The sequence below is a fragment of the Glycomyces niveus genome, assembly GCF_017592475.1.
GTDB lineage: Bacteria > Actinomycetota > Actinomycetes > Mycobacteriales > Micromonosporaceae > Glycomyces > Glycomyces niveus.
This window is the reverse complement of the sequence record NZ_JAGFNP010000005.1, coordinates 263,949-288,981: the sequence shown is the minus strand read 5'-3', so window position 1 is coordinate 288,981 and position 25,033 is coordinate 263,949. Positions and strand designations below refer to the sequence as shown.

At 70.2% G+C, this 25,033-nt stretch carries 20 protein-coding genes and 1 tRNA gene; 13 read left to right on the top strand and 8 right to left on the bottom strand.

Annotated features, from left to right (window positions below; translation table 11 throughout):
* Positions 1-6: 6 nt before the first annotated feature.
* Positions 7-843 carry an ABC transporter ATP-binding protein gene (locus J5V16_RS11910; protein WP_208496490.1) on the top strand — a complete coding sequence of 279 codons (837 nt, stop codon included), beginning with the start codon at positions 7-9 and terminating at the stop codon, positions 841-843.
* 73 nt (positions 844-916) lie between these two features.
* Here the strand turns inward: J5V16_RS11910 and J5V16_RS11905 are convergent, their stop codons facing one another.
* Positions 917-2,158 carry an ABC transporter substrate-binding protein gene (locus tag J5V16_RS11905; protein ID WP_208496489.1) on the bottom strand — a complete coding sequence of 414 codons (1,242 nt, stop codon included), beginning with the start codon at positions 2,156-2,158 and terminating at the stop codon, positions 917-919.
* A 281-nt stretch (positions 2,159-2,439) separates the two neighbouring features.
* Between J5V16_RS11905 and J5V16_RS11900 the strand changes: the two genes are divergently transcribed.
* Positions 2,440-3,552, top strand: coding sequence for a hypothetical protein (locus J5V16_RS11900; protein WP_208496488.1), 1,113 nt, complete (start codon positions 2,440-2,442; stop codon positions 3,550-3,552).
* Between the two features lie 85 nt (positions 3,553-3,637).
* On the top strand, positions 3,638-4,570 hold the full coding sequence (locus J5V16_RS11895; protein WP_208496487.1) for a carbohydrate kinase family protein: 933 nt from the start codon (positions 3,638-3,640) through the stop codon (positions 4,568-4,570).
* Between the two features lie 34 nt (positions 4,571-4,604).
* Here the strand turns inward: J5V16_RS11895 and J5V16_RS11890 are convergent, their stop codons facing one another.
* From J5V16_RS11890 to J5V16_RS11870, 5 genes are all read right to left on the bottom strand, one after another.
* Positions 4,605-5,768, bottom strand: a complete 1,164-nt coding sequence (locus tag J5V16_RS11890; RefSeq protein WP_208496486.1) for a hypothetical protein — start codon at positions 5,766-5,768, stop codon at positions 4,605-4,607.
* Between the two features lie 152 nt (positions 5,769-5,920).
* On the bottom strand, positions 5,921-7,087 hold the full coding sequence (locus J5V16_RS11885) for a serine hydrolase domain-containing protein (RefSeq protein WP_208496485.1): 1,167 nt from the start codon (positions 7,085-7,087) through the stop codon (positions 5,921-5,923).
* Positions 7,088-7,174: 87 nt separating this feature from the next.
* Positions 7,175-8,020, bottom strand: a complete 846-nt coding sequence (locus tag J5V16_RS11880) for a glutaminyl-peptide cyclotransferase (RefSeq protein WP_243901063.1) — start codon at positions 8,018-8,020, stop codon at positions 7,175-7,177.
* An 81-nt stretch (positions 8,021-8,101) separates the two neighbouring features.
* Entirely contained in the window at positions 8,102-8,971 is an 870-nt protein-coding gene (locus J5V16_RS11875; protein ID WP_208496483.1) for a putative RNA methyltransferase, read from the bottom strand.
* Positions 8,968-9,564: a TetR/AcrR family transcriptional regulator gene (locus tag J5V16_RS11870; RefSeq protein WP_208496482.1), complete on the bottom strand. Its 597-nt coding sequence runs from the start codon at positions 9,562-9,564 to the stop codon at positions 8,968-8,970. Before J5V16_RS11870 ends, J5V16_RS11875 begins: the two co-directional genes overlap by 4 nt.
* 134 nt (positions 9,565-9,698) lie before the next feature.
* Here J5V16_RS11870 and J5V16_RS11865 point away from each other — a divergent pair, with 134 nt between their 5' ends.
* Both J5V16_RS11865 and J5V16_RS11860 read left to right on the top strand, forming a co-directional pair.
* Positions 9,699-10,946, top strand: coding sequence for an MFS transporter (locus J5V16_RS11865; RefSeq protein WP_208496481.1), 1,248 nt, complete (start codon positions 9,699-9,701; stop codon positions 10,944-10,946).
* Positions 10,947-10,996: 50 nt separating this feature from the next.
* On the top strand, positions 10,997-13,468 hold the full coding sequence (locus J5V16_RS11860) for a glycoside hydrolase family 3 protein (protein ID WP_208496480.1): 2,472 nt from the start codon (positions 10,997-10,999) through the stop codon (positions 13,466-13,468).
* 110 nt (positions 13,469-13,578) lie between these two features.
* On the opposite strand, the gene J5V16_RS11855 is transcribed toward J5V16_RS11860, so the two are convergent.
* Positions 13,579-13,911 (bottom strand): YtxH domain-containing protein, encoded by a 333-nt coding sequence (locus J5V16_RS11855; protein WP_208496479.1) that lies wholly within the window; start codon positions 13,909-13,911, stop codon positions 13,579-13,581.
* 261 nt (positions 13,912-14,172) lie between these two features.
* On the opposite strand from J5V16_RS11855, the gene J5V16_RS11850 reads away from it, so the two are divergent.
* From J5V16_RS11850 to J5V16_RS11840, 3 genes are all read left to right on the top strand, one after another.
* Positions 14,173-14,245 (top strand) — tRNA-Asn (locus tag J5V16_RS11850).
* A 101-nt stretch (positions 14,246-14,346) separates the two neighbouring features.
* Positions 14,347-15,366, top strand: a complete 1,020-nt coding sequence (locus J5V16_RS11845; RefSeq protein ID WP_208496478.1) for a hypothetical protein — start codon at positions 14,347-14,349, stop codon at positions 15,364-15,366.
* 382 nt (positions 15,367-15,748) lie between these two features.
* Positions 15,749-17,146, top strand: a complete 1,398-nt coding sequence (locus tag J5V16_RS11840; RefSeq protein WP_208496476.1) for an FAD-binding oxidoreductase — start codon at positions 15,749-15,751, stop codon at positions 17,144-17,146.
* Between the two features lie 12 nt (positions 17,147-17,158).
* Here J5V16_RS11840 and J5V16_RS11835 read toward each other — a convergent pair whose 3' ends face one another.
* Entirely contained in the window at positions 17,159-17,725 is a 567-nt protein-coding gene (locus J5V16_RS11835) for an NADAR family protein (protein WP_208496475.1), read from the bottom strand.
* A 67-nt stretch (positions 17,726-17,792) separates the two neighbouring features.
* Between J5V16_RS11835 and J5V16_RS11830 the strand changes: the two genes are divergently transcribed.
* The 5 genes from J5V16_RS11830 to J5V16_RS11810 all read left to right on the top strand — a co-directional run bounded on the left by J5V16_RS11830 (position 17,793) and on the right by J5V16_RS11810 (position 24,939).
* Entirely contained in the window at positions 17,793-19,469 is a 1,677-nt protein-coding gene (locus J5V16_RS11830; protein ID WP_208496474.1) for a DUF885 domain-containing protein, read from the top strand.
* A 451-nt stretch (positions 19,470-19,920) separates the two neighbouring features.
* A complete protein-coding gene (locus J5V16_RS11825) occupies positions 19,921-21,324 on the top strand; it encodes a pyridoxal phosphate-dependent decarboxylase family protein (protein ID WP_208496623.1) in 1,404 nt (467 codons plus the stop codon).
* The gene (locus J5V16_RS11820) at positions 21,321-22,595 is read left to right on the top strand and encodes a lysine N(6)-hydroxylase/L-ornithine N(5)-oxygenase family protein (RefSeq protein WP_208496472.1); all 1,275 of its coding nucleotides are present in this window, start codon (positions 21,321-21,323) and stop codon (positions 22,593-22,595) included. Before J5V16_RS11825 ends, J5V16_RS11820 begins: the two co-directional genes overlap by 4 nt.
* Positions 22,592-23,182, top strand: a complete 591-nt coding sequence (locus J5V16_RS11815) for a GNAT family N-acetyltransferase (RefSeq protein WP_208496470.1) — start codon at positions 22,592-22,594, stop codon at positions 23,180-23,182. Before J5V16_RS11820 ends, J5V16_RS11815 begins: the two co-directional genes overlap by 4 nt.
* Positions 23,179-24,939 (top strand): IucA/IucC family protein, encoded by a 1,761-nt coding sequence (locus J5V16_RS11810; RefSeq protein WP_208496468.1) that lies wholly within the window; start codon positions 23,179-23,181, stop codon positions 24,937-24,939. Before J5V16_RS11815 ends, J5V16_RS11810 begins: the two co-directional genes overlap by 4 nt.
* Positions 24,940-25,033: the final 94 nt, after the last annotated feature.

Below are 25,033 nucleotides of genomic sequence, written 5' to 3'. Positions count from 1 at the left end.
GACGACATGAGCGACAACGAGACCGCGGCGGGGATCGGCCCCACGGGGGCGCCCCTGGACGAGGCGCAGGAGTCGGACACCGAGGTGTGCTCCCGGGAGGGGCACCTGGCGGCCTCGCAGGACGCGCTGCTGCGCGCCGACGAGGTGGAGGCCGGGTACCTGCCGGGCGTGTCGATCCTCAACGGCACCGACCTGTACGCGAACGAGGGCGAGCTGGTGGGGATCATCGGCCCGAACGGGGCCGGGAAGTCGACGCTGCTGAAGGCGATGTTCGGCCTGGTGGGGATCACCTCCGGCAAGGTGACCCTGCGCGGACAGGACATCACGAACAAGAAGGCGCACCAGCTGGTGCCGCTCGGCGTGGGCTTCGTGCCGCAGACGAACAACGTGTTCTCGGCGCTCACTGTCGAGGAGAACCTGGAGATGGGCGTATTCTTGCGTCCGAAGGCCTTTCGGGAGCGGTTCGGGTTCGTGACGGACCTGTTCCCGATCCTCGGGGAGCGGCGCGCACAGCGGGCCGGGTCCCTGTCGGGCGGCGAGCGGCAGATGGTGGCGATGGGCCGGGCGCTCATGATGGAGCCGTCGGTGCTGCTGCTGGACGAGCCGTCGGCGGGCCTGTCCCCGGCGATGCAGGACGAGGTCTTCTTCAACACCAAGCAGATCAACCAGACGGGTGTCACGGTGGTCATGGTCGAGCAGAACGCCCGGCGATGCCTCCAGATCTGCGACAGAGGCTATGTGCTGGACCAGGGCCGGAGCGCCTACACCGGTCCCGGCGCGAGCCTCATCGACGATCCGAAGGTGGTCGAGCTGTACCTGGGCACGCTCGGGAAGGCTCGCTAGAACACGGATAAAGGCGATGCCCCTCCGGTCCTGTGGTCCGGAGGGGCATCGCCGTTTCGAGCGGAGCTTTCGACTAGCCCTCGAGGCTGCCGAACTTGTACTCGAGGTTGATGAAGGTGTTGTCGGCCTGGTACTGGTAGATGCCGATGGTCGCGGCGGAGACGTCGCCTTCAGCCGAGAACTCGATGGGGCCGGAGTAGCCCTCGTAGTCGATGTCCTCGTCGTTCTCCAGGAGCTCGGCGCATTCGGTGAAGCCGTTGCACTTCGTGCCGCCGCGGCTGACGTCGATCAGGTTGTCCTTGATCGTGTCGGAGTCGACCTTGCCGCCCTGGATCGCGGCGAGCGCGGCGAGCACGGTGGCGTCGTAGGACTCGGGGCCGTACGTGAAGTCGGTCAGCTCCGGGTCCACTTCGAGCAGGCGGTCCTGGATGCCGGCGGTGTCGGCACCCGGGTAGGTGCCCTTGGCGCCCTCGAGGAAGCCGGCCGGGAACTGGTCGCCGTAGTTGGAGAGGTTGCCGTCGACGAAGTACCAGCCGAGGTCCTGGGCGCTCATGCCCTCCTCGGCGAGGGCCGGGGCGAGGTTCACGATCTCGTTGAAGGTGATGAGGACGACGGCGTCGGCGCCGGCGTCGGCCACGCGGCCGGCCTCGGCCGAGAACTCGGTCGCGGCCGGGTCGTACACGATGGTGTCGAGGACTTCACCGCCGAAGTCGGTGAAGTTCGTCGACACGGACTCGGCCAGGCCGGTGCCGTAGGAGTCCTGCAGCGCCAGGATCACGATCTTCTCGTGGCCGTCGGCGATGATCTGGTCGGCGAGGACGCGGCCCTGGAGCACGTCCGAAGGCGCGGTGCGGAAGTAGTAGTCGCCGTTGGGGTACGTGGTGAACTCCGGCGAGGTGTTCGCCGGGGAGATCTGGACGATCCCCTCCTGGTAGAGCTTGTCGATGAAGCTGAGCGACACGCTGGAGGAGGCGGCGCCGATGACGGTGTGGACGCCCTGGCGGATGAGGGCGTCGGCCGACTCGCTGGCGATGGGCGAGGTGGTGTCGCCTGAGTCCTGGTGGTAGACCTCGGCGTCGCAGCCGAGCACGCCTCCGGCCTCGTTGATCTCCTTGATGGCCAGGTCGACGCCGGCGAACTCGGGCGGGCCGAGGAAGGCCAGCGAGCCGGTCTGGGGCAGGATCGTGCCGACCTTCAGGGCGTCGCTTTCGCAGTCGGTACCACCGGAATCGGAGTCTTCGCCGCACGCGGTGAGCGAGAGCGCAGTGATACCCGCTGTGGCGACCGCCAGCAGTGCTCGGGGAAAGCGAGACATGAATGCTCCTAGTTTCGTTCGAGAGGTCACGCGGCATAGATATGGAGGTTTGCGTGATCCGAGTTACACACTATGCCGGTAGTGGAGGCGATGGCAGAGGTCGTGACCACACCCGGTCCTGTTTGTGATGAGTCCGTGACCTTCTCGAACAGGTATTGCAATCGCAGGTCGGCCGTGTTGCGGCCCGGGGTCGCCCTCCCCCGCGCGGTTCCCCCTCGCGGGGGAGGCGGTTCGCCCGCGCGCGGGAGGGAGCGGACCCCGGAATTCGCGAATCTGTAGGCATGACAACGCAACTGCCGCTCCAGCGGCCCACCCGCCTCGCCCGCGCGACCGTACTAGCCGCGTTCCTGTGGTCGCTCCTGGCCTTCCCGATCGGCCTGTGGCAGCTCCTCGACCCCGAGAGCGGCCCGTACTCGCACGACCTGTTCGACCCCACGATCCCCCTCCCCGCGGCGGTCCCCGACTGGCTCGCGCCGAGCGCGCTCCTCGCGGCCGGGCTCGGCGGGCTCCTCGTCGCCCGGGCGAAGCCGCGGCTGTGGCCGCTCACCGCGCTCTACGCCGCGGTGTTCGGGCTGCTGCTGACCACGATCTCGCCGATCTCACTCGCCGGGTACCTGTGCGCGTTCCTCATCCCGATCGGGGCCGTGACGGTGCCGGTGGTCCTGGCGCGCGGTGCGGCCGCCCGCCTCGTCACCGCCGCGGCCATCGCCGCGGTCCTGGTCGGCCTCGGCGTCACCGGCGTGGTCGACTACGCCGCGGTCGGCTCGTTCGCGGCGAAGCTCGGCCGGACCATGGCCGGGATGAGCGGCTACTTCTTCACCCAGATCTGGACGGTCGCAGGCGCCGCGATCTGGGCCGCGCTGACGCTGCACCTGGTGCTGACCCGCGGCGACGGCGAACCCGCTCCGGCCTGGGCCGCCCCGGAGCGCGCCGCGAAGTGGGGCCGGATCGCGAGCTGGACCGCGTTCGCGTGCGCCCTCCCCTACGGCCTGCAGCGGCTGACCTGGCTGACCCCCTGGCCCTACGTGGGCGGCCCGATCGACGACGACGCGGCGTTCCCGCTCGAGATCCGGATCTGGGGCCTGCTCCTCGGCACCGCCGCGCTGGGCGGCGGCCTGCTCTGCCTCGGCCTCACCCAGCAGTGGGGCGAGCGGTGGCCGTTCTGGATGTTCGCCTTCAAGGGCCGCCCGGTGCCGCCGATGGTCGCGATCGTGCCCGGCTCGATCATGGCCGCGATGTTCACCTTCATGGCGGTGCCCATGGCGGCCTTGGGCATCCGCAACGGCGACCCGGTGATGGGCATGCTGAGCTTCCCGTTCTGGCTGTGGGGCCCGGCGCTCGGCGCGGCGGTGCTCGCCTATGCGATCCGGCGGGGGCGGGTCAAGGTTGGATAGGGCTTGACCGATGGCGGGCGTCGACTTAAGGTCGATGCCTGCAATCATTTCCACTGTATCCTGCAATTTCTTGCAAAGGAATCACATGCTCGACATCCTGGTCGTCGGCGGCGTCGGCGTCGACACCATCGTGCGCGTCCCCGAGATCGCGATCGGCGACGGCGACTCGCTCGGCGTGGAACCGATCTACGACTACGTGGCGCACACCGGCAACGGGGTCGCGCTCGGCTGCCTCCACCTCGGGCTCGCCACCCGCTTCATCGACTACATCGGCGACGACGAGCAGGGCAGGCTGATCCTGCGCCACTACGAGCGGCACGGCCTCGACTTCCGCCATCTCATCTCCCCCAACGGGACCTCGCGCTCGGTCAACCTCGTCGACGCGGGCGGGCGCCGGTACTCCTTCTACGACTACCGCCACGACGCCGACCTGCGCATGCCCGCCGAGTTCTTCGGCCCGCACGTCGCCGAGGCCAGGCACGTCCACGTCTCGATCCCGAACCACACCCGCGACGTGCTCACCGCGATCCCCGAAGGCGTCACGGTCTCGACCGACCTGCACGGCTGGGACGGCGAGGCCGAGCACCAGAAGGCCTTCGCCCTCCGATCCGACCTCGTGACCCTCTCGGCCACCAAGCTCGGCGGTGACCCCGAGAAGGCCATGCGCTGGATCGTCGACAACGGCCGGGCCTCGGTCGTGATCGCGACCGACGGCGAGCACGGCGGGTACGTCCTCGAGCGAGGCGGCGCCCTCGCGCACTACGACGCGATCGACCCCGTCGCCGAACTCGGCGCGGCGGTGCCGGCCTGGGCCGACTGGGCGCCGGTGGACTCGAACGGCGCGGGCGACGCGTTCGTCTCGGGCCTGCTGTGGGCGCGGGCCCAGGGCGGCGACCTCGCGGCGGCCCTCGACGCGGGCCGCGTCGCGGGCGCGTACGCGTGCCGCTCGAAGGGCACGAGCACGGCGCTCATCACGGAGGCGCTGATGACCGAAAGCCTTGCGGCGCTCCGGAAGTAGACGACCAGCCCCGGCGCGAGGCCGGGGCCGGCCGCTATTCGGCGGGCTTGTTCGCGGTCATGGCCTTGGCGCGGGCGATCACGTCGTCGAACGGCGAGGGCTCGACCTCGACGGGACGCACCGCGTCGCGCCGCTCGGGCTGGACCACGAGCATGAACAGGCCGCCCACGACGGCCGCGACGACCGGTGCGCCCAGCCCGATCTCTACCGCGGGCCACACGCCGGTGGCCGCTCCGGTGGCGATGAGGAACGCGGCCCAGATCGGCACCGCCCAGGCCCCGGCGAGCACCAGCAGGTCGCGGCGGCGGCGCAGCTCGGGCCGGATGAGCCAGATCAGGAAGTCGAGCCAGGCGCCCGAGAGCAGGAAGATCCATACGTATCCGCCGTACTCGAACCCCGTGTACGCGCCGGCCATGACCGCCGGGTAGGCGAACGCGACCGTGAAGAACCCGAGGGGGAGCCGGAAGCGGCCGGTCATGAGCACCGCCAGCGCGAGCACGAGCACCGTGGTGAACACGATGCCCGCCACCGGGAAGCCCTCGAAGACGTTCGGGCCGCGCAGCGCCTGGGCGACCGCGAACGGGGAGTTCGTGTGCGGCACGAGGTAGGCGAGGAAGAGCACGAGCGCGGTCGTGATGTAGCCGAGGGAGAGGGCCGGGGCGGCCATGCGTGCCTCGAGCGGGATCGGCTCGGGTTCGGCGCCCCGGGCGGCGCGGCGCCAGGCCGAGAGCAGGGGCGCGGCGACGATGAGGACGCCGCCCGCGGCGAGCGTGAGGTGCGAGGGGCTGAAGAGGATCGCGAGGCTCGTTTCGACGCCGAGCACCTCGTGCCAGATCATGTCGGCGATGCCGGAGACGAGGAAGAGGGGCACGCCGACGACGGCGGGGCCGTAGCCGTGCGGGACGGCGGCCATGCCGGTGCGGCCGTCGGCGCGGTGGGCGCGCACGAACATCCACGCGATCCAGGCCGCGGTGGCGAAGAAGCCGGTGTAGAAGGCCAGGTGCCACCAGGTGAAGAAGGATTCGGCCCAGCCGCGGGCGTGGGCGTTGACGTCGAGGACGAGGCCGCCGAAGAACCACGCGGAGAAGGCCGCGGTGGTGAGGTCCTGCCACCAGGTGGCGTAGGCGCGAGGCTGCCGGGAGTCGGTCAAGAGGTGCATCTTGTACTCCAGCAATCGGTCCAGGGGTGTGATGGCCATGACCTCATCATGGCGTACCCGAACCTTCCGCGCAATTCCCGCTTGGCCTCTGGGTCTGTGCACTCAGGACGATAAGGTGGGCGGTTCCTCACGCGCGCTTAGGGCGTGCGGCCGGCCCGGCGCTGTTGCGCCGGGCCGGTCGGGAGGCGGCGTTACGCCTTGCAGAGCGCGGTGGCGGTCAGTGCGAAGAGGGCCTGGTCGAACGCGTCCCCGTCGCCGTATCCGGCCTTGTCGTCAATGCTCCAGGAGACGGTGAGGCGGCGCTCGCCGTCGAAGGAGTGGAAGGACTGGGTCTGGTGGCCGAGGCCGTCGCCGTGGTGGCCGTAGAAGGTCTCTTTCCCGGTGGGGCAGTCGATCTCGACGCCGCCGAGGCCGAGCCCGTAGTCGTGGCTCTTGCCCGTCTCCAGGAATGTGGCGGCTTCCGCGAACTGCTCTTCGGTGAGGAGGGTGCCGTCCGAGAGGGCCTCGTAGAAGTCGTTGAGGTCGCTGACCGTGGAGATCACGCCGCCCCCTGCCCAGGTCTGCGTGTTGGACAGCAGCGTGGCGTCGAAGTAGGGGCGGTCCGGGTCGCCGGTGGTGACGTACGGGACGGCGTGCGGGCCGCGGATGCCGGCGGTGTCGTCGCGCGGGAGGTAGGTGCGGTCGAGGTCGGCGGGTTCGAAGACGCGCGCCTCGAGTTCGTCGCGAAGCCTGTTGCCGGTGCGCTCTTCGATGAGCATGCCGAGGATCGTGTACCCGGTGTTGGAGTAGGACCAGCCGGTGCCCGGCCTGAAGTCGAGGTCTTCGGCGGTCGCTATCGCGATCAGTTCCTCAGGCTCGTGATGGGTCCGATAGCCCGCGTAGATCTCGGTGAAGTCGCCCTGGCCGAGGCCGGGGTAGGCGAGGCGGAGCCAGTCGGGGACGCCGCTGGTGTGCTGGAGGAGCTGACGGACGGTCGGGTCCGCTTCGTAGGGAAGGAGTCCGGGGAGGTGGTCGCCGATGGGGTCGTCGAGGTCGAGGAGGCCTTCGCCTTCGAGCTGGAGCACGACGGCGGCGGTCATGGACTTGGTGACGCTGCCGATGCGCACCCGGTCGCCCGGGCGCGCCGGGGCCGAGTCGCCGGCGAGGTCGCGGGTGCCGGCGGCGGCGGTCCAGGTGTCGTCGCCGTGCTCGACTTGGACGAGGACGGAGCCGCCGGCTTGCGCGGCGAACGCATCGAGTCGCGCCTCGAGGCGTTCGGTGTCGAGTTCGCGGGTATGGGCCGCGGCGCCCTGCCCGGCGGCGAGGACGCCGACGAGGCCGAGGGCCGCCGCGGCGGCGGGGATCATCTTGGTTCGCATGCCCAGAATCTATGGGCCGCAACGGCTTCAGACGATCCCGTGAACCCCCGCTTCCGCGGTACAGCCTGGGGTACCGGGGGCGGTGCCTCAGGCCGGAGCGAACCTGACGAGGAACAGCTTGGGCCAGTGCTTGCCGGTGAGGTAGAAGGTGCCCTCCTCCTCGCCGGCGGCGATGCCGTTGAGCACGTCGGCCCCGGCCGCGTCCTCCTCGGGGAGCAGCCCGGCGGCGTCGACGACCGCGCCGACCTCGCCGGTCTCGGGGTCGATGCGCACGATCTGGTCGGTCAGCCAGAGGTTGGCCCAGACCTGGCCGCCCACGCATTCGAGCTCGTTGATCTGCGCGACCGGCTCGCCGTCGAGCGTCACGTCGACGGTGCCGGTCTCGGCGAACGTGACCGGGTCGCGGAAGGTGAGGGTCGGGGTGCCGTCGCTCATGACGAGGCGTTCGCCGTCGTAGCAGATGCCCCAGCCTTCGCCTTCGTATTCGACGCTCTCGATGACGTCGAGGGTGACGGGGTCGCGGCGGTGGGCGGTGTGCTCCTGCCAGGTGATCTGCCACAGGTCGGTGTCGGTGAGGGTGAGGCCCTCGGCGAACTGCTCGACCGGGAGGTCCTGGGACGCGAGCACTTCGCCGGTGCCGGGGGCGACGATGCGCACGTCCGAGGCGCCGTAGAGCCCGGCGCTCTCGTAGAAGACGGTGCCGTGCTCGGGGTGCTCGGCGAGCTGCAGGCCCTGGGTGAACGAGTCGGGGTCGTGGTCGAAGGTCTCGAGGACCTCGACGCCCAGCTCCTCGACGCCGGCCTCGGCGGCCACGGTCACCTGGTCTTCGGCGGCGGCGTCGCCGGTGCCGCACCCGGAGAGGGCGAGCAGGCCGGTCGCGCCGAGGGCCAGGCCGCGCCGCGTCGCGCGTTTCTCATCGAACACTGATCTCATCTCCAGCCGGTACAGGGGTGCTGGTTCGTACCGTACTGGTCGAGACAAACGAGGACAAGTGCTCGGACGGGGGCGGCGGCGTTATCGCTTGCGCCACCGGGTCACCGACGCCGACACCGTGACGTCGATCCGCTCGGGGAGCGCGGCCACCGCCGCGGCGAGGGCGTCGGCGTCGAGGTGGCGGGCGCTCGGGCCCATGCCTACCAGCTGCAGCACCTCCTTGTGTCCCAAACCGATCGAATACGAGATGTCGTCGGTCCGCTCGGCCTCGAAGAGGGTCCCGAGCTGGTCGGCGGTCCGCTGCGGTTTCGCGGGGTCGACGCTCAGCAAGTCCAAGGCGTCGACGAGTTCGCGCAGGTGGTCCTGCCGGGGGGTGAGGACCACGAGTGCTCCTCGTGGGTGGAGCACGCGCGCGATCTCGTCGGCGTTGCGGGGGGCGAAGACGTTGAGGACCGCGGCGGCGGCGCCGTCGCGCACCGGCAGTCGCTGCCACGCGTCGGCGAGCACCGCGGCGAGGCGTCCATGGGTTCCGGCGTCTCGCCGCGGTTCGTCGCCTGCGATGACGCGCTTGGCGCAGCGGCGCAGCGCGTACTTCGAGGTGTCGAGCCCGATGCCCTCCCGGGACGAGTCGGCGGCCAGCGCGGCGGCGAGGTAGTGCCCGGTGCCGCAGCCGGGTTCGATGACCACGCCGGGCGCGTCGGTGACCGACGCGGCCGCGACGGCGGCCGTGAGCCGGTCGTAGACGCCCGAGCCGAGGAAGTCCTCGCGGGCGGCGACCTGGTCGGCGGTGTCGCCGGTGGTCGCGTTCGAGCCGGGCGCGAGCAGCGGCGCGTAGCCCTGCTTGGCGAGGTCGAAGGAGTGCCCGTCGGGGCAGGACAGGCGCCGGTCGGCCTGGGTGAGCGGCTGCGCGCAGTTGGGGCAGGCCAGCGCGGCGAGGGCGGGCAGAGTCATTGAGCCGCTTTCGGATCGAGGAGGCGCACGAAGGCCCGGAACGCGGCGGGCATGTCGAACGACTCGGGCTCGTGGAGCCACTGGAACTGGAGTCCGTCCATGATCGCGATGAGGAGCGGCGCGGCCTCCTCCGGGGTGAGCCCGGATGGGAGCCGGTCACCCCATTCCTGGCGCAGGCTCGCGGTGTAGGCCTCGCGGACGCGGCGGTAGCGGAGCTTGAAGAACTCGGCGGCGGGGTGCTCTTCGGTGACGGACTCGCCGAGGAGGGCCGAGAAGGTGCGCACGATGGCCTCGCGGTGGGCGTTGGCCTCGACGACGCCTTGGTGGGCGGCCATGGTCATCGGGTCGGCGATGACGTCGCGGCCGCCGGAGTCCCAGCGTTCGCGCATGAGGAGGACGCCGATGAGCAGGTCCTCCTTGCTCGGGAAGTAGTGGAGGAGGCCCTGCTGGGTGAGGCCGACCTTCTCGGCGACGGCGGCGAGGGTCGCGCCGCGGTAGCCGCGCTCGGCGATGACCTCGATCGCGGCCTTGACGATCTCGTCGCGGCGTGCCTGGCCGCGGGCGCTGTGCCGGGTGCCTTGCTGACTGGGCATGGGTGCTTCTCGAATCTGCGCGGTCGGGTGCTCCAGCATAGAGTGTCACAATTCGATAAACAAATCTACCGATCACTCGGTAGACATGGCAGACTCCGAGTCGTGACTTCCCCTCACCGCAGCGGAGCGGCCCGATGACACTCGACCTGACCCCGGCCCCGGCGCGGCCCGCGGCCGCCCCCAAGGGATTCATCGTGCGCGCGGCCCTGTCCAACTGGGGCCTGTGGACCGCGCTCATGACCCCCTCGATCATCACGCTCGCCGTCCGCGTCGAAGCTGTCGCCGGCGCCGACTACGAGGCCGTCTACGCGATGGTCCTCAGCGTGGGCGCGGCCGTCGGCATGTTCGGCGGCCCGGTCTGGGGCCGCCTCTCGGACGCCACCCGCTCGCGGTTCGGGCGCCGCCGGCCCTGGATCGCCGGCGGCATCGCGGCCGGCACGGCGGGCATCGCGGTGATCGCGTTCGTCCCGCAGGTGTGGGCGCTGGTGTTCGGCTGGGCGCTGGCGCAGGCGGGGTTCAACGCGGCGCTGGCCGGGACGATGGCCTCGGTGCCCGACCAGGTCCCCGCGAAGGACCAGGGCCAGGTCTCGGGCGCGTTCGGGGCGGCCGTCACCGGCGGCATCCTCGCCGGCTCCGGGCTCGCGGCGCTCACCCAGGACACGCGGCTGATGTTCATGATCCCGTGCGCGCTCGCGATCGCCCTGGCCGCGCAGTTCGTGCTCGGGTTCAAAGACCCCCAGGTGGAGGCCCCGCGGGAGCCGTTCTCGCTCAAGGCGATCGGTGCCACTTTCGTGTTCGATCCGCGGCGCCACCCCGACTTCGGGTGGGTGTGGCTGGCGAAGTTCCTGCTCGTGTTCGGCGGGGCCGCGCCCATGGTCTACATGGTGTACTTCACCGCCGCGCGACTCGACCTGACCCCGGCCGAGGCCAGCGGGGTCGTGGGCGTGCTCTTCCTGGCCAGCTACGCGCTGCAGACCGCGGTGGCGCTGGGCGGCGGCTGGCTCTCGGACCGGATCGGGCGGCGTCGCCCGCTGTTCGTCGCGTCAGGGCTCATCTCGGCGGCGGGCCTGATCCTGCTGGCGACCGCGTCGAACCTGCCGATGATCGTGGCCGCGCAGCTGGTGCTCTCGGTCTCCGGCGGCCTGTTCGCCGCCGTGGACGCGGTGCTGGTGTTCCAGACCCTGCCGAACCCCGACGCCCCCGCGAAGGACCTCGGGGTCGCGAACCTCGCCAACGGGTTCCCGCAGGTGCTGCTCCCCTTGGCCGCCACCGCGGTGCTGGCCGTGGGCGGCGGCGAGAACTACGCCCTGCTGTTCGCCGCTGCCGCCGCCGTCGCGGTGTGCGGCGCTTTGAGCGTGCTCCGCGTCAAGCGGGTGCGATGACCCCCGCGAACTGATACGACCGATATGACACACCAGAGAGAGGAACGGGAATGAGCGACTGGACGATCCCCGCCGACCGGCCCGAGTACGCGGCGGCCGTCGAAGCGGCCCTGGCGACGATGGACCTCGAGACGAAGGCCGACCTGCTGGCCGGGCTCGACATGTGGCGCACGATCGCCGTGCCCGAGGCGGGCCTGCGGTCGATGACCGTCTCGGACGGCCCGATCGGGGTGCGCGGGCGCCGCTGGACCGTCGCGGACCCGTCCCTGGCGCTGCCGAGCCCGACCGCCCAGGCCGCGTCCTGGGACCCGGAGCTGGTGCGCCGCATCGGGAACCTGCTCGCGGCCGAGTCGATCCGCAAGGACGTGGACGTGCTGCTCGCACCCACCATCAACCTCCACCGCTCCCCGCTGGGCGGGCGCCACTTCGAGGCGTTCAGCGAGGACCCGTACCTCACCGGGCGCATCGCCCAGGCGTACGTGGCCGGAGTCCAGGAGTGCGGCGTGGCCACCACCATGAAGCACTACGTCGGCAACGACGCCGAGACCGACCGGTTCACCGTGGACAACATCATCGGCGAGCGGGCTCTGCGCGAGCTCTACCTGCGGCCCTTCGAGATGATCACCGCCGCCGTGCGGCCGTGGGGCGTCATGACCGCGTACAACTCCGTCAACGGCCACACCATGACCGCGCACAAGGAGCTCATGGCGGTCCTGCGCGACGAGTTCGGCTTCGACGGCTTCAACGTCTCCGACTGGGGCGCCGCCCGCCACACCGTCGAGGGCATCGAAGCCGGGCTCGACCTCGCCATGCCCGGGCCGTTCACGGTCTACGGCGCGGACCTCGTCGCGGCCGTTCGTGAAGGCCGCACCAGCGAGACGTACGTGGACGACGCGGTGCGCCGCATGCTCACCCTCGCCGCCCGCGTCGGCGCCCTCGAAGGCGTCGAGGCCGCGGTCAGTGAACGCAACGCCGCCGTCACCGACCCGGAGTCGCTGCTGCGCGAGATCGCCCAGCGGTCCTTCGTGCTCGCCCAGAACGACGCGCCCGAAGGCGGCGAAGCGGCGATCCTCCCGCTCAAGGCCGACGCGGTCCGGCGGCTCGCGCTCATCGGCCCGGCCGCGGCCAAGGCCCGCATCCTCGGCGGCGGCTCCGCGACCGTGTTCCCGACCACAGTGGTCTCCCCGCTCGACGGCCTCACCGCCGCCCTCGGCGACCGCGTCGAGTACGCGCAGGGCGTGGACCTCTTCGAGCAGATCGAGGCCGCGGGCAAGGGCTTCGACCTCAAGGCGCGGCCCGTGCGCGCCGACGGGACCGAACTCGACCCCGAACCGCTCGCGAACGGCGACGTCAAATGGATGGGGTACCTGCCCGGCGACCTCGCCCGGGACGACTTCCGGCTGGCGCTCCTCGACGGCGTCTTCACCGTCGCCGAAACCGGCGACCACGTCTTCGGCACCAGGGGCCTGGGCCACCACAAGCTCGTGATCGGCGACGAGGTCGTCTTCGAGGGCGACCAGGACTACGCCACCGACGACCCGTTCGAGGCCTTCTTCGGCCCCGGCATCGAGCGCGCGACGCTGCACCTCGAAGCGGGCCAGGAGATCCCGGTCCGCCACGAGTTCACGCCGTTCTCGTTCCCGCCCGGGTTCCCGCCCTCGGTCCTGTTCGGGCTCATGCACACCCCGCCGCGCCCCGACGAGGACCGGCTCATCGCCGAGGCCGTCGAAGCGGCCCGCGACGCCGACGTGGCCGTGGTCGTGGTCTCCACGACCGCGCTCACCGAGTCCGAGGGCTTCGACCGGCCCGACCTGCGCCTGCCGGGCCGCCAGGACGAGCTCGTCGCCGCCGTCGCCGCGGCCAACCCGAGCACGGTCGTCGTCGTCAACACCGGCTCGCCGGTCGAGATGCCCTGGTCCGACGACGTGGCCGCGATCCTCCTCACCTGGTTCCCCGGCCAGGGGGGCGGCAACGCGCTCGCCGACGTCCTGCTCGGCGCCGAACCGGGCGGGCGGCTCACCACCACGTGGCCGCGCCGCCTCGAGGACGCGCCGGTCGTCAAGGTCGTCCCCGAGAAGGGCGAACTCCACTACGACGAGGGGATCTTCATCGGCTACCGCGCCTGGGAGCAGCGCGACGGCTACGAGCCCGCGTACTGGTTCGGGCACGGCCTCTCCTACACCGAGTGGACGTACGAGGACCTCACCGTCGCGGGCGACGAGGCCCGGGTGCGGGTCCGCAACACCGGCGCGGTGACCGGCCGCGAGGTCGTCCAGGTCTACCTCTCGCCCGAGTCCGGCGTCGACATCGAAGGCGGCATCGAGACCCACCGCCTCGCAGGCTTCGCCGCGATCGAGGCCGCCCCCGGCGAGACCGTCGAAGTGACCATCCCGCTCGAGGAGCGCTCGTTCCAGTTCTGGAGCGAGGCCCACCGCGCCTGGCGCACCGTCCCGGGCGCCTGGACCGTGGCCGCGGGCCGCAACGTTGCCGACCTGCGCCTCCAGGCCCAGGTCAAGCAGTAAAAAGTGCGGCGGGGGGGGGCCGCGGGCCCCCCCCCCCCCCCTCACCCCTAAAATTTGGGGGGGGGGGGGCCCCCCCCCCCCCCCCCCCCCCACTGCTCCCCCTAAGGGATTCAGAACCCTGGTGCGTCCTCGCGCAGCGCCCTGTCGCTCCGGACCGGCGTGGTCACCCCGGCGGAGTCCCAGGGCTCAGCTTTTGGGGGCTCGTCCGCGCTCGCGGTGAAGTTCTCGACGATCTCGCCGAACTTGGTGCCCTTGATCTTGTCCTGCGCCGCGTCCACGGCCTTGTTCGCCTGCGTGCGCACCGTCGTCGCGACCTGCTGCACCTTGTCGTTGCCGGTCACGCGCCTGGTGTAGTCGACGATCTGGTCGTAGCGCTCGCGCCCGGCCTTCGCCCCCAGGACGTAGCCGACCGCGAACCCGGCCACGAGATACCACTTCCGCATATTTGCCTCCTCGGCCGGCCCGAGGGCCGAACGCTGCTCTGGTTGCTGTGCTCTGGAGTTCACTGTGCGTCGCCGCATATAGCGGCCATTCTGCCCCATCTCGGGGTGCCCACGCGGCCCATGACGGAAACGCGCCGCCCGTTTCCACCCGATCTCGCGCCCGGATCGGACCCACACCACACCCACCCCGGTGGCACCCGCCCGCGCCGGTCCTGTACTGTCATATCCGGTTCGCACGGCGGAAGCCGAGCTGGAACCCCTTCCCCAATAGCTCAATTGGCAGAGCAGCCGACTGTTAATCGGCAGGTTCTTGGTTCGAGTCCAAGTTGGGGAGCAGACACAGAAAGGCCGGTCCCACGACCGGCCTTTCGTCTTCTTGTCGTATGGCGGTGCTAGTTTCCGGGCGGTACATACCCTCCGACCGTTGGATTCCCGATGCCCTTCACCACGCCTGACCGCCCCTTCGATCTCGCTGCCATGTGGCCCGAACTCGCCACGCTGGCCCGCACTGCTGTGCGGCTGCACCCGCGGCATGGCAAGCCGACAGCAGAGCAATCCTCGATCGGAGGGCCCTTGTTGTGGCCCATCGATGAGGCCTGGCCGACATGTACAGGCCCTCACGAGTGGGACTCGCTGGAGACGTTGGACGAAGTCTTCGAGGATCGGCGAATCAAGGACCTGGCATGGAGCACGCCCGGCGGAGGAACACCGGACACGTTCACGACAGAGGAACAAGCGTTCCTGGACAGCCTTCGCGAACCCGGGCGCGGTGATTCCCGGGGAGACGAGTTCCAAACTGCAGAGGCGCCGCTCCTCCCTGTGGCCCAGCTATTCACACGCGATGTACCAGGCTTGCCGTTCCGCGAACGCTTCGACCTTCTTCAGGTCCTGTGGTGCCCGTATGACCATCCCGAGACTGGGCCTTACGGGGCTTACGAGCCCGCAGTACATCTGCGGTGGCGAGACACCTCCCAATCCGTGCTCAGGCCCGTGTACCCGGCGCGGAACACGCTGGTCGGCTTCAAGGACTACGTGCCGAGCCCATGCGCGCTCGCCCCCGAAGAGGTCACTGAGTTTCCCCATACTGATCTGCTCTCCCCGGAGCTCAGGGAGGAAATCAAGGCGACCACTGAACGGTCGGAAGCCTTCGATTACCACGACAACGCACTGGCACCAGGATGGAAGGTGAACGGCCACGGAGCCGGATGGTGGATTATCGATGCCTTCGATGTCCGCTGCGAATGCGGAGCAGAGGCGAAGCCGCTGCTGACCGCCGCCACCGGAGGACTGGACTCTCCGACATCGCACTGGCGGCCCTTGGAGGAACGCGACGGCGCGGCAGAGGTTCCGAAAAGATACGGCTCCGTCGACGTCTACCTCGGTCGCGGCTACGACCTCCAGATCTTCCATTGCGGCCTCGACCCAGAGCACCCACCGGTCATGGAGATGGTCTGACCTGATCCAAGCCTCAAGCTTCGGCTATCGCGGAGTCGGGTTGGCCGGATAGACAGGCCGCTAGGCGGGTTCTCAGGGTTGCTACCTGCGGGGATAGACACGCATAGGCCTTGAGGAGGGGAGCCACCTTGAGACAGTGGGAACGGCCCGGACGGCGTAAGCCGGTCCGGGCTTTTTCGTTGTCCGATCGGGGCGCGCCGTGGCGGCTGTGGGGAATCGCGAGACGGGAAGCCGAAGCAGTCTTACGGTTGACGTGGCAGGTCAGGAGCCCTCGGCAGTGTTCGGGGCTCCTTCATTCAACGACCTCTGCGGCGGTCCCCGGCGAATCAGACGGGGCGCACGCGGCCGATTCTCTTCCATTCTTCAGTGGGGGCATTCGATCATGGGCGATCTCAGCGAAACGAAACTCGAGACACTGCGGGGCGCGCTGCGGGGCGACGTTGTGGCACCGGCGGATCCGGGATACGACGAAGCACGCAGCGTCTACAACGCCATGATCGACCGGCGCCCGTCAGCGATCGCCCGGTGCGTCGACGCCGCCGATGTGCGGGCGGTGATCGCCTTCGCGCAGGACGAGGGAGTCGATCTGGCGGTGCAGGGCGGCGGCCACAGCGGCCCCGGGCTCGGCGTGGTCGACGGCGCGCTCACGCTCGACCTCTCCGCGATGGACTGGGCGCGGGTGGACCCGGCGACGGGGCTCGCGCAGGTCGGCGGTGGCAGCCAGCTGGGCACCCTCGACCACGCGGCGCACACCTTCGGCCTCGGCGTACCCGCGGGCATCATGTCCACCACCGGGATCGGCGGCCTGACGCTGGGCGGAGGGCACGGCCACCTCACCCGCAAGTACGGGCTGACCATCGACAGCCTCGTCTCCGCCGACGTGGTCCTCGCCGACGGCACCTTCGTCACCGCCTCCGAGACCGACCATCCGGACCTGTTCTGGGCGCTGCGCGGCGGCGGCGGCAACTTCGGCGTCGTCACCTCGTTCACGTTCGGGCTGCACCCGGTCGCGAACGTCGGCGTCGGGCTGACCGTGTGGCCCGTCGAACGCACGCAGGACGTGATGCGGTGGTACCGCGAGTTCCTGCCCGCCGCGCCGGAGGATCTCAACGGCTTCTTCGCCGTCCTGGCGGTGCCGCCCGGCCCGCCGTTCCCCGAGCCGATCCACGGCCAGAAGATGTGCGCCGTGGTGTGGTGCTACACCGGCGGCTTGGAGGAAGGCCGCCTCGAGGAAGTGCTGTCGGTGGTGAACGAACCCGCGCCGCCGGCGTTCCATTTCAGCGCGCCCATGCCCTACCCGGCGCTGCAGAGCATGTTCGACGAGCTGATTCCCAAAGGGCTGCAGTGGTATTGGCGCGGCGACTTCTTCGACTCGATCTCCGACGCGGCGATCGACGTGCACGAGCGGTACGCCAGTGCGCTGGCCACCGACTCCTCGACCATGCACCTCTACCCCGTGGACGGGGCCGCGCACCGCGTGGGCGCGGACGACACGGCCTGGGCCTACCGGGACGCCGTGTGGTCGGCGGTCATCGGCGGGATCGATCCCGAGCCCGCGAACGCCGACCGGATCCGCCAATGGTGCGTCGACTACTGGAACGATCTCCATCCGCATTCCATGGGCGGCTCGTACATCAACTTCCTCGGCGAGCAGGAGGGCCCCGAACGCGTCCGGTCGACCTACCGCGGTCACTACGACCGCCTCGCCTCGATCAAGCGCATGTACGACCCGGAGAACTTCTTCCACGCGAACCAGAACATCCCGCCCGCGGCCGCATGATGCGGCGGCGCCTCACCCTTGCCGGAGGTCGGCGCGGGCCTGCATGAGGGCGAAACCGAGGAGGTTGAGGCCCTTCCACGTAGCGGGGTCGGCGGCGGCCGGGTCGGCTGCGGCGAGGCCGATGCCCCAGATGCGGTCGCGGGGGCTGGCCTCGACGAGGACGCGCTCATTTGTGCCGAGGAGGTAGGCCTGGAGGTCGGGGTGGCGGCCGAACTTGGCGAGGCTGCCGCGCACGACGATGCCGAAACGTTCGGCCTCCCAGGTCGCCTGGTCGAAGCCGCGGACCTTGCGGCCGAGCGCCTGCGCCTCGCCCGGGTGGCCGGCGGCGAGGATCTTCTTCGCGGCGGCGGCGTCGCCGAAGAGCCAGGCCTTGTGCGCCATCATGTAGTGCTCGGCCGAGGCGAAGCGGTGCCCGTCCTCGGTGAAGGCCGCGGGCCACCACTGGCTCAGGCACCCGCGCCCGGCGCTGCCGTCGGCTTCGGGCGAGTGGCCCCAGAAGTGCACGTATTTGAAGGACCGGCCGGCCGACGTCAGGGCGATCGCCTCGTCGACGTCGCGCGGCAGAACGAACGCAGACATGCGCCCCACCTTGCCATACCGACGAACGGCACGGACGGCGGTTACACCGGCGACGTAGGGTCGCTTCATGGGTGATCCTCAACTCGCCGCACTGGCGCAGCGGTACTTCGACTTCCATCTGGCCGACAACCCCACGGCGGCCAGCTTCTACGGCATTCCCGGCTATGACGACAAGCTGCCCGACCCGAGCCGCGAGGGCGACGCCGTCCGGCGCGCCCACCACGCCGAGATCGGCGAAGGGCTGCAACGGATCGACGCGGACGCACTGGACGGCCAGGACCGGATCACGCACTCGATGCTCGCGCGGCTCGTCGCCGACCAGACCGCGAGCATCGACGCGGCGCTGTCCGAAGTCGGGCTCTCGAACACCATCACCGGGCCGGTCTCCGCGATGCTCTCCTCGCTGCCGCGCATGAGCCTCGACTCCGACCAGCGCAGCCGCGACTACCTCGTGCGGCTCGGCTCGCTCGACGCGTACTTCGACGCCGTCCTGGAGCGGTACCGGCAGGCCGGCGCCGACGGGCGGCACCAGACCCGGCGCGGCGTGCTCGCCGTCATCGAGCAGATCGACGACTACCTCGGGACCGAGGTGACGGCCGACCCGCTGGTCTCGCCGACGCCGGCGGGGGTCGACTTCGAGGAATGGCAGGCCGCCGCCGAGGACCTCGTCTCGCAGCGGGTGCGGCCCTCGCTCGCCCGGTGGCGCGAGGCCTTGGAGGCCGAGTTCCTTCCCAACGCTCGGCTCGACGAGTACGTCGGGGTGTGCTGCACCCCCGGCGGATCGGACGGGTACGCGGCGGCGTTGCGGCAGTTCACGACCGTCGACCTGACGCCCGAGGAGATCCACCGGATCGGGCTCGAGGAGGTCGAGCGGATCCGCGAGGAGTTCGCCGAGGTCGGGTCGCGGGCGCTCGGCACGGGGGACACCGCCGAGGTCATCGCGCGCCTCCGCGACGACCCCTCGCTGCGGTACGAGACCGGCGAGCAGATCGTCGAGGACGTCACCCTCGCGCTGCGCCGGGCCGAGGCCGCGCTCCCGAAGGCGTTCCTGGAATACGACATCGCGCCCTGCACGATCGCGGAGATCCCCGCGGCGTCCGCGAAGGGCGCGACCCTCGCGTACTACACCGTGCCCGCCGCCGACGGCTCGCGCCCGGGCACGCACTGGGTGAACACCTACGCGCCCGGGACGAGGGCGAGGTACGAGTACGAGGCGCTGGCGTTCCACGAGTCGGTGCCCGGGCACCACCTGCAGTTCGCGCTGGGCCAGACCCTCGACGGGCTGCCGCAGTTCCGCCGGTTCGCGTACGTCACCGCGTTCGGCGAGGGCTGGGGCCTGTACACCGAGCGGCTGTGCGACGAGATCGGGCTCTACAGCGGGGATCTGCAGCGGCTCGGCATGATCTCGTTCGACGCGTGGCGGGCCTGCCGCCTCGTGGTGGACACCGGCATGCACATCCTGGGCTGGTCGCGGGAGCGGGCGGTCGCGTACATGCGCGAGAACACCGCGCTCTCGCAGGTGAACATCGACAACGAGATCGACCGCTACATCGCCTGGCCGGGCCAGGCCCTCGCGTACATGATCGGGCGCCGGCACATCGGGGCGCTGCGCGAGCGGGCCGAGCGGGAGCTGGGGGACGCGTTCGACCTGCGGCACTTCCACGACCGCATCCTCTCCAACGGATCGATCCCGCTGGCGGTGATGACCGGCGTCGTGGAGGACTGGATCGCCGAGGGGGCCTAGGGGTTTCGGGGCCTGACGGTCCGTTGTCGGATTGGTGACAGACAGTTCCGGCCCCGTATTGCACGATATGAGTCGCGGCGGTGGCTCCCCCCGGGCGCCGCCGCAACTCAGACTTCTTCACCGTGTCCGCAGCGTCTTCACTGCGACGTAGTGTGATTTATCAGTCCATATTGGACTTCATGGCGATGCCGCCGCGCGCGCAAATGCCTTGTGCGGGCAGCTTCCGCAAGAATTCGTGGAGAACGTCACCATTCGGGATCGGCCCTTCTGCGCGGACTTGATTTAGGTTAGCCTAACCTACACGTTCCCCGGCATTCCGAGAGACCTGTGCTCGTACGAAAGGTGACCCCCCGTGCTGACAAGCGCCGACCTCCGACCGGCTCCCGCGCCGCTCGCCAGTTCCGACCCGCCGGCCCTCCTGGGCCGCGAATCGGCCGCCGCCTACCGCGGCATGATCGCCGACGTCGCTGGCCGCCTTGCCGATCGGTTCGCCGCCGTCGACCGGCCCTGGACCGGAGCCGCCCCCGCCGACCTCGGCCCGGCCATCGCCGCGGTCGACCTCGACCGGCCTCTGGAATCCTTCGAGGACGCCTTCGACGAGATCGGCGACCTCTACCTCAAGGACGCGGTCTGGTTCCACCACCCGCGCTACCTCGCCCACCTCAACTGTCCCGTCGCGCTCCCCGCCGTCGCCGCCGAGACCGTGCTCGCCGCCGTCAACACCTCCGTCGACACCTGGGACCAGAGCGCCGGCGGCACCTTCATCGAGCAGCGTCTCATCGACTGGACCGCGCAGCGCATCGGCCTCGGCCCCGACGCCGACGGCGTCTTCACCTCCGGTGGGACGCAGTCGAACCTGCAGGCGCTCCTCCTCGCCCGCGACGAGGCCGTCGAGAACGCCCTCCTCAAGCACCGCCTCGAGGTCGGCACGCCCCTGCGCGGCGTCGAGGTGCTCCCCCGCCTGCGGCTCTTCGCCTCGCCGCACTCCCACTTCTCCGTCGTCAAGGCGGCCCGGCTGCTCGGCCTCGGGGAGGAGGCCGTGATCACCGTGCCCGCCGACGACTGGTTCCGCATGAACCCCGCCGCCCTCGACGCCGCCATCGAGACCTGCCGCGAGCAGGGCCTCATCCCCGCCGCCGTCGTCGCCACCGCCGGGACCACCGACTTCGGGTCGGTCGACCCGCTCGGCCCGATCGCCGAAGTCACCGCGGCGCACCGGGTCTGGTTCCACGTGGACGCCGCCTACGGCTGCGGCGTCCTCGTCTCGCGCAAGCACCGGGGCCTCCTCGGCGGCATCGAGCACGCCGACTCGGTCACCGTCGACTACCACAAGTCGTTCTTCCAGCCCGTCAGCTCCTCCGCGCTCCTCGTGCGCGACCGCGCCTCGCTGCGGCACGTCACGCACCACGCCGACTACCTCAACCCGGCCGAAGCCGTGTTCCCCAACCAGGTCGACAAGAGCCTCCAGACCACCCGCCGCTTCGACGCGCTGAAACTCTGGATGACCCTGCGCACTTTGGGACCCGACACCCTCGGCGACATGTTCGACCGCGTCTGCGCGCTCGCCGACCAGACCTGGGACTGGCTCGCCTCCGACCCTCGCTTCGAGGTCGCCGCGCCGCCCTCGCAGCTCTCGACCGTCCTGTTCCGCCTCGCCGGAGCCGACGACGACACCCACCGCCTCGCCCGCGAAGCCCTCGCGGCCTCCGGCGAGGGCATGGTCGCGGCCACCAAGGTCGAGGGCCGGACCGCCCTCAAGCTCACCCTGCTCAACCCGGAGACCGGGCTCGCCGACATCGTCCCGGTGCTCGAAGCGCTGGCGCGCCACGGCAAGAAGGCGCAGGAGGCGGCGTGAAGGTCTACGACTTCATCGGGATAGGCATCGGGCCGTTCAATCTCGGGCTCGCGGCGCTCACCGCACCGATCGACGGGCTCGACGGGATCTTCCTGGAGCGCAAGCCGAACGTGGACTGGCACCCCGGGATGCTCATCGAGGGCACCACGATGCAGGTGCCGTTCATGGCCGACCTCGTGACCCTCGCCGACCCGACCTCCGAGTACTCGTTCCTCAACTACCTCAAGGAGAGCGGGCGGATCTACCCGTTCTACATCCGCGAGTCGTTCTTCCAGCTGCGCACCGAGTTCCAGGACTACCTGCGCTGGGCCGCCGAGAAGCTCGACAACCTCCGCTTCGAGCGGACCGTGACCGCCGTGACCTGGGAGGACGGCGTCTACGCGGTCCACTCCGAGGGCCCCGCGGGCGCGGCGGTGGACCACGCGAAGCGGCTCGTGCTCGGGACCGGCACGCCCCCTTGGATCCCGCCCTCGTGCCGGGACCTCGAGAGCCCGACCGTGTGCCACGCGTCGTCCTATCTGGAGCACCGCGACCGGCTGCGCGAATGCGGCTCGATCACCGTGGTCGGCAGCGGCCAGAGCGCCGCCGAGATCTACCGGGACCTCTTGGGGGACATCGAGGAAGGCGGGTACGAGCTCAACTGGGTCACCCGCTCGCCGCGGTTCTTCCCGCTCGAGTACACGAAGCTGACGCTCGAGATGACCAGCCCGGAGTACGTCGACTACTTCCACGGGCTGCCGTCCGCCAAGCGCGATGAGCTCAACGCGGCGCACAAGAACCTCTACAAGGGCATCAACGCCGAGCTCATCAACGAGATCTTCGACCTGCTGTACCAGAAGCGGTTCGAGCGCGGGTCCGTACCGACCCGGCTCTTCACCAACTGCACCGTGGAGAAGGCGGCCGGATGCGGGAGCGTCAGGCTCAGCGTGCGCCAGCACGAGCAGGACCGGTCCTTCGAGCTCCAGACCGAGGGCCTGGTCCTGGCCACCGGCTACAGTTACCGCGTCCCGGAGTTCATGAACGAGGTCCGCGACCGGCTCCGCTTCGACGCCACCGGTCGGCTCGAAGCGCGCCGCGACTACAGCGTCGACGCCTCCGGTGAGGGCGAGATCTTCGTCCAGAACGCCGAACTCGCCACGCACGGCTTCGTCTCGCCCGACCTCGGCATGGCCGCCTACCGCAACTCCTGGATCATCCGGTCGCTGACCGGCCGGGAGGTCTACCCGATCGAACAGCGCATCGGCTTCCAGGAATTCGGAGCACCACTGTGAACCTCGAGATGCTGGCCCCCAGCACGTTCTACCACCATCACGCGCAGCTGGGCGACTTCGGCCTGCGACCGGTCGACCCGCCCACCGACTCGCCGCTCTTGCACGAATGGGTGACGCACCCGAAGGCGAAATACTGGATGATGCAGGACGCCTCCGTGGCCGACGTGCTCGCCGAGCACGAGGCCATCGAGGTGAACCCCGCGCACTTCGCCTACATGGGGCTCTACCACTACCGGGCCCGGTTCCTCGTCGAGGTCTACGACCCCGCGGAGTCGGAGCTGGCCGGCGTCTACGACCCGGTCCCGGGCGACATCGGGATGCACGTGCTCACCGCGCCGACCGACAAGCCGATCCCCGGGTTCACCAAGGGCGTCATGGCGACCGTGATGCACCTGCTGTTCGACGGCTTCGCCGCGAAGCGGGTCGTGGTCGAGCCGGACGCGGGCAACGAGGCCATCCACCGCCTCAACGAGTTCGTCGGGTTCAAGCCCGAGCGCACGGTGGAGCTCAAGGACAAGCAGGCGCTGCTGAGCTTCTGCACCCGAATCGATTTCGAGCGGTCCGCCGCGAGAGGAGTGCCCGCGTGAGCGCGATCGACCACCTGACCCCCGAACTGTGGCACCGGGCTACAAGGAACCTGCTGGCCAAGGCCATCGGCGAGTTCGCCCACGAGCGGCTGCTCGTGCCGGTGAAGGACGGCGAGGCGTACACCCTTTCGGCCGGGCCGGAGCGGTACCGGTTCACCGCGCACCGGCTCAAACTCGACCACTGGGTGGTCGACGCCGCCTCGATCGAGCGCACCGACTCCTCTGGCGAAGCGCTCGAGCTGGACGCGGCCTCGTTCTTCCTCTCGTTCAAAGGCGAACTGGGCCTGAGCGACGCGGTGCTGCCGGTTTACCTCGAGGAGGTCGCCGCCACGATCAACCGCGGGGCATACCAGCTCAGCGAGGGCCAACCCAGTGCGGAGTCGCTGGTGGACGCGGGGTTCCAGGCGATCGAGGCGGGCATGACCGGCGGGCACCCGTGCTTCGTCGCCGGCTCGGGCCGGCTCGGGTTCACCTCCGAGGACTACCTGTCATACGCGCCCGAGACCGGCGCGGGCGTGCGCCTCATGTGGGTGGCGGCGCGGCGCGAGCACGCGATGTTCGCGGCCTCGCCGGAGCTCGACTTCGCCTGGCTGCTGGAGACGCAGCTCGACGCGGACTCGCGGGAGTACTTCGCGTCGCTGCTCACCGACAAGGGACTGTCCTATGACGACGTCTATCTGATCCCGGTGCACCCGTGGCAGTGGCGCAACCGCATCTCGGTGACCTTCGCGCCCGAGATCGCCGCCGGGCGGCTCATCCCGCTCGGCGAGGGCCACGACGACTTCCAGGCGCAGCAGTCGATCCGCACCTTCTTCAACCGCTCCCGGCCCGAGGCCGACTACGTGAAGACCGCGCTCTCGGTGCTCAACATGGGGTTCATGCGCGGGCTCTCGACCGAGTACATGGAAGTCACGCCCGCGATCAGCGACTACGTGGCCGATCTCGTGCACGGCGACCCGACCCTCAAGCGGCACGGCGTGACGATCCTGCGCGAGCGCGCGTCCGTGGGCTACCGGCACCCGGCCTACACGGCGGGCGCGCCGAAGGGCTCGCCGTACCGCAAGATGCTCGCGGCCCTGTGGCGCGAGAGCCCGGTCCCGAAGCTCGCCAAGGGCGAACATGTCGCGACCATGGCCTCACTGCTGCATGTGGATGGTGACGGCAGTCCGCTCGCGTCGGCCCTCATCCGCCGCTCGGGGCTGCGCCCGGCCGACTGGCTGCGCGGCTACCTCGACGCCTACCTCGTGCCGGTCGCGCACTGCCTGTACCGGTACGGGCTCGTGTTCATGCCCCACGGCGAGAACGTGATCCTGGTGCTCAAGGACGGCGCGGTCGAACGCGTCTTCTTCAAGGACATCGGCGAGGAGTGCGCGGTCCTGGAGGCCGCGACGCCGGTGCCCGAGGCGATCGGGCGCATCCGGGCCGAAGTGCCCGACGACGTGCGGGCCCTCTCGATCCTCACCGACGTGCTGGACTGCTTCCTGCGGTTCCTGGCCGGGCACCTGCACCTCGACGGCGTCTTGAGCGAGGACGAGTTCTGGCGGGTCGCGGCCGAATCGCTGCGCGACTACCAGGCGGCGCACCCGGAACTGGCCGAGGCCTTCGCGCGGTTCCCGCTGTTCGAGGAGAGCTTCACCCTCTCGTGCCTGAACCGCCTGCAGCTCAAGAACAACCAGCAGATGGTCGACCTCGAGAACCAGGAGGAGAGCCTCATCTACGTGGGCAGGCTCGACAATCCGCTCGCCTCCTGGCGCTGAGCGGACCGCGTACGGCCGGATGGGAAGCACCCCGTCTCGATTCGGGCGAAACCCGCCGATCGGCGGGTGCGGGGGCGAGACAGGGCAAGCCATT

What these genes read in the sequence shown, in the direction of transcription:
- J5V16_RS11895 (WP_208496487.1), top strand. Translation starts at nt 3,638, where the DNA reads ATGCTCGACATCCTGGTCGTCGGCGGCGTCGGCGTCGACACCATCGTG.
- J5V16_RS11910 (WP_208496490.1), top strand. Translation starts at nt 7, where the DNA reads ATGAGCGACAACGAGACCGCGGCGGGGATCGGCCCCACGGGGGCGCCC.
- J5V16_RS11885 (WP_208496485.1), bottom strand. Translation starts at nt 7,087, where the DNA reads ATGCGAACCAAGATGATCCCCGCCGCCGCGGCGGCCCTCGGCCTCGTC.
- J5V16_RS11855 (WP_208496479.1), bottom strand. Translation starts at nt 13,911, where the DNA reads ATGCGGAAGTGGTATCTCGTGGCCGGGTTCGCGGTCGGCTACGTCCTG.
- J5V16_RS11845 (WP_208496478.1), top strand. Translation starts at nt 14,347, where the DNA reads ATGCCCTTCACCACGCCTGACCGCCCCTTCGATCTCGCTGCCATGTGG.
- J5V16_RS11830 (WP_208496474.1), top strand. Translation starts at nt 17,793, where the DNA reads ATGGGTGATCCTCAACTCGCCGCACTGGCGCAGCGGTACTTCGACTTC.
- J5V16_RS11835 (WP_208496475.1), bottom strand. Translation starts at nt 17,725, where the DNA reads ATGTCTGCGTTCGTTCTGCCGCGCGACGTCGACGAGGCGATCGCCCTG.
- J5V16_RS11890 (WP_208496486.1), bottom strand. Translation starts at nt 5,768, where the DNA reads ATGGCCATCACACCCCTGGACCGATTGCTGGAGTACAAGATGCACCTC.
- J5V16_RS11875 (WP_208496483.1), bottom strand. Translation starts at nt 8,971, where the DNA reads ATGACTCTGCCCGCCCTCGCCGCGCTGGCCTGCCCCAACTGCGCGCAG.
- J5V16_RS11825 (WP_208496623.1), top strand. Translation starts at nt 19,921, where the DNA reads ATGATCGCCGACGTCGCTGGCCGCCTTGCCGATCGGTTCGCCGCCGTC.
- J5V16_RS11865 (WP_208496481.1), top strand. Translation starts at nt 9,699, where the DNA reads ATGACACTCGACCTGACCCCGGCCCCGGCGCGGCCCGCGGCCGCCCCC.
- J5V16_RS11840 (WP_208496476.1), top strand. Translation starts at nt 15,749, where the DNA reads ATGGGCGATCTCAGCGAAACGAAACTCGAGACACTGCGGGGCGCGCTG.
- J5V16_RS11905 (WP_208496489.1), bottom strand. Translation starts at nt 2,158, where the DNA reads ATGTCTCGCTTTCCCCGAGCACTGCTGGCGGTCGCCACAGCGGGTATC.
- J5V16_RS11870 (WP_208496482.1), bottom strand. Translation starts at nt 9,564, where the DNA reads ATGCCCAGTCAGCAAGGCACCCGGCACAGCGCCCGCGGCCAGGCACGC.
- J5V16_RS11880 (WP_243901063.1), bottom strand. Translation starts at nt 8,020, where the DNA reads ATGAGATCAGTGTTCGATGAGAAACGCGCGACGCGGCGCGGCCTGGCC.
- J5V16_RS11860 (WP_208496480.1), top strand. Translation starts at nt 10,997, where the DNA reads ATGAGCGACTGGACGATCCCCGCCGACCGGCCCGAGTACGCGGCGGCC.
- J5V16_RS11900 (WP_208496488.1), top strand. Translation starts at nt 2,440, where the DNA reads ATGACAACGCAACTGCCGCTCCAGCGGCCCACCCGCCTCGCCCGCGCG.